At 35.3% G+C, this 2,910-nt stretch carries 4 protein-coding genes; 2 read left to right on the top strand and 2 right to left on the bottom strand.

Features of this window, described 5'->3' with window-relative positions; all coding sequences use genetic code 11:
* Positions 1-149 precede the first annotated feature (149 nt).
* Together ACP5SP_RS07765 and ACP5SP_RS07760 are read right to left on the bottom strand one after the other, a co-directional pair.
* Positions 150-629, bottom strand: a complete 480-nt coding sequence (locus tag ACP5SP_RS07765) for a methylglyoxal synthase (RefSeq protein WP_416085856.1) — start codon at positions 627-629, stop codon at positions 150-152.
* A 38-nt stretch (positions 630-667) separates the two neighbouring features.
* Positions 668-1,624, bottom strand: a complete 957-nt coding sequence (locus tag ACP5SP_RS07760; protein ID WP_424587184.1) for a diacylglycerol/lipid kinase family protein — start codon at positions 1,622-1,624, stop codon at positions 668-670.
* 46 nt (positions 1,625-1,670) lie between these two features.
* Between ACP5SP_RS07760 and ACP5SP_RS07755 the strand changes: the two genes are divergently transcribed.
* Entirely contained in the window at positions 1,671-2,354 is a 684-nt protein-coding gene (locus ACP5SP_RS07755; RefSeq protein ID WP_424587183.1) for a hypothetical protein, read from the top strand.
* A 132-nt stretch (positions 2,355-2,486) separates the two neighbouring features.
* Positions 2,487-2,627, top strand: a complete 141-nt coding sequence (locus ACP5SP_RS07750) for a hypothetical protein (RefSeq protein WP_416085853.1) — start codon at positions 2,487-2,489, stop codon at positions 2,625-2,627.
* Positions 2,628-2,910 lie beyond the last annotated feature (283 nt).

Below are 2,910 nucleotides of genomic sequence, written 5' to 3'. Positions count from 1 at the left end.
GGAATGACAAGGAAAAATTGGCTTCGGAATGACAAATGAAAGTGAAAAGTTATTCTTTTTGTTTTTAGGGGAAAGTTGGAAGGGGGATGTGCCCTCTTCCAATGATTGTCATTTCGAAGGAGCGTAAGCGACTGAGAAATCTCCTCCTTTTACTTCTCTAAATCTTCAATTTTTCGCTCAATGTAAGATTTATAATCCTTTAATTTCGGTGTGTAGTTTGTCCCAAAAAGGATTGAAGAGATTATGAAATCTGCGGTTGAGCGGTTCATTGCTGTTGGAATGTTGTAAAGAGTTGCAATCCTTAAAAGTGCTTTTACATCAACATCGTGGGGTTGTGGTTCCATTGGGTCCCAGAAAAAAATTAGGTAATCAATTTTTCCTTCGGCAATGAGAGCGGCAAGTTGTGCATCTCCTCCAAGTGGTCCTGATTTTAGTTTCAATATTTTTGGAGTAAGCCCCTTCTTAATAAGCGTTTCTTCTACAAGTTTTCCTGTTGTTCCTGTACAGATAAGTTCATGAGGGGATAATGTTCCCCAATTAAATTCAACCCATTCAATGAGATCTTTTTTCTCCCTGTCGTGTGCAACAAGTGCGATTCGCTTAACTAATTTTGTTTCAACTTTTTCCATATTTTATTATATGTTGAAATTCCCTTACAAAGAAATGTTTAATAAACAACTTTTATTATTTTCTCAATGACCCTTGCCTTGACAGGCGTATATCCTAAAACCTCGCCATCTGCCTCAATTAATGATGGTGGATCCGTTTTTACGAAAACCTCTTTTACAAAGTCGTGGTAGAGTTTTTTCTCCGTGAGTATTGTTCCATCAAAGAGTTTTTTAATCTTAAAGAGGACTTCAAGCCCTGTGTAGTTTTTAAAGACTGACACATTAAGAAGACCGTCTGTAACTTCTGCCTTAGGCGAGACACACATTCCTCCACCGAAATATTTTCCATTTGCAATATCAAATTCAAAAAAATTGCCGTTAAGTTCATTTTCTCCATGTCTAAGGATTCCTTTCGGGATTGTTATAAAAAGAAGCGTTGAAATAAGCGAAAGCGTATATGTAAGACCTCTAAAAATTGATTTCTTACTTTTGTTTGCCTTGTTGGTAACAACTCCTGAAAATCCTCCGCTTAGGATATTTAGGAAAAATCTTTGAGAAGGATTACCTAAAAAATCTACATATTCAAAGAGTCCAACATCAATTGGTTTGCCTGTCCCCGTTAACGCAATTTTAAGTGCAGATAAAACATCTTTTGGAAGTTTAAGAGTCTTTCTAAAATCATTGCCCGAGCCAATAGAAACAACTCCAAGCAGTGGGATTTTGTCAACTTCATCTTGATTGAATTCAAAAACTCTTTTGTTGAATTTTTCCACAGCACCCATAAGGATTCCATTTAACACCTCATTATGCGTGCCGTCGCCTCCAAAACTAATTATGCGATTAAATCCGCTATGGAAGGCATCCTTTGCAAGTTCAATCGCGTGCTTTGGATATTCTGTAAAAAGTATCTTAGGTGGATTTTCTAAACTTTTAATAAAGTTTTCTACCAATTTGAACTCTTTGAGCCCTTTTCCATTTGAAGATACAGGATTTACAATTATGCAAATATTTTCCATAGGAGAATTTTAGCACAAATTTAAGGAAAAGTATATAATATACTTGATGAAAAAATTACTTACAAAGAAAATAATTATAATTTTTGTGCTATTTTTAATTGTTTTTGGAAGTTTACCCAATGTTGCATTGGCTGAAACTCCAGGTGAGAAACTTAAAAGCATGGGGTATGTAATAGGGTTTGCAGATGGTAAACTCCATGAAGAGCTTTTTATGAAGCAAGGAGAACTTATTGTGCTTGTTGCTCGCTATATAAGGCTAAATCAAATCCCTAAAGAATACCAATTTATGGCAGAGCAAAATAATTTTGACAGATTTGTAAATAGAGTTTATAACTTTTTTATTAGCTCTTTTTATAAAGCAAAAGATTTTTTTATCAGAAGTTATTACAAAATAACAGGCAAAGAAATTTACCCAGGCGTAAAAGCAGGGCATTACCTGTTTAATTCTGTTGTTGTCCTCCGAACTTATGGATTCCAAATACCGGAAGGTATCGATATAAACGCAAGGATAACTTCGGAAGACTTCTTTAATATTCTTTATGGTATGCTTGGCTTAGATGAAAGCGAATTCGAAAATGGCAAAGATATACCTCAAATAGAAAAATACAGAATCATTTTTTCAATCCACGGTAAAAGAAATTCACCGCTTCTTTCAAAGAAAGGTTATCTAACAAGGGGAGAGGTTTTTAAGGAATTTTTACGACTTCTCCAATCTGAGAATAATCAGTAGAGTGTGTAATTTTTACACTGAGAGTGTAATTTTTACACAAAAACTGGGTAAAAATCGGCAGGGTTTTAAGGTGTTTTTGAACATATTTAGTATATCCAAAATTCTAAATATGCAAGATAATAACGATATTTAATGGATGTTATGTGGAATCCCATATATCAGTTTGGCACGGTTTTTGCATATAGTAAATGGAAGGCTGTAAAAAATTTTGAGGCTGTCCTTCCCTTGCAAGAAAAACTTGCAAGAAGCACCTTGAAAACTGAAGAGAGTTAAGATAGAAGGTAAGAATTTATAGCATTTTTAATGAGCAAATTTTACACACAGTTTAAAAATATAAAGTCGGAGATCTCTCACATTCGTTCGAGATGACAATCATTGGAAGAGGGCACATCCCCCTTCCAACTTTCCCAAAGGAGGAGATTTCTCCTCACTACGTTCGTCGAAATGACTGGTTGCGTCATTCCGAAGGTTATTTCCGTTTGTCATTCCGAAGGGAATTTTCATTTGTCATTCCGAAGGAGCGAAAGCGACTGAGGAATCTCCCCTGTTTCAGGGG

The organism is Caldisericum sp. (assembly GCF_049967455.1).
Taxonomy (GTDB): domain Bacteria; phylum Caldisericota; class Caldisericia; order Caldisericales; family Caldisericaceae; genus Caldisericum; species Caldisericum exile_A.
This window is presented reverse-complemented; position numbering and strand designations above follow the sequence as displayed.

What these genes read in the sequence shown, in the direction of transcription:
- ACP5SP_RS07765 (WP_416085856.1), bottom strand. Translation starts at nt 629, where the DNA reads ATGGAAAAAGTTGAAACAAAATTAGTTAAGCGAATCGCACTTGTTGCA.
- ACP5SP_RS07760 (WP_424587184.1), bottom strand. Translation starts at nt 1,624, where the DNA reads ATGGAAAATATTTGCATAATTGTAAATCCTGTATCTTCAAATGGAAAA.
- ACP5SP_RS07755 (WP_424587183.1), top strand. Translation starts at nt 1,671, where the DNA reads ATGAAAAAATTACTTACAAAGAAAATAATTATAATTTTTGTGCTATTT.
- ACP5SP_RS07750 (WP_416085853.1), top strand. Translation starts at nt 2,487, where the DNA reads ATGGATGTTATGTGGAATCCCATATATCAGTTTGGCACGGTTTTTGCA.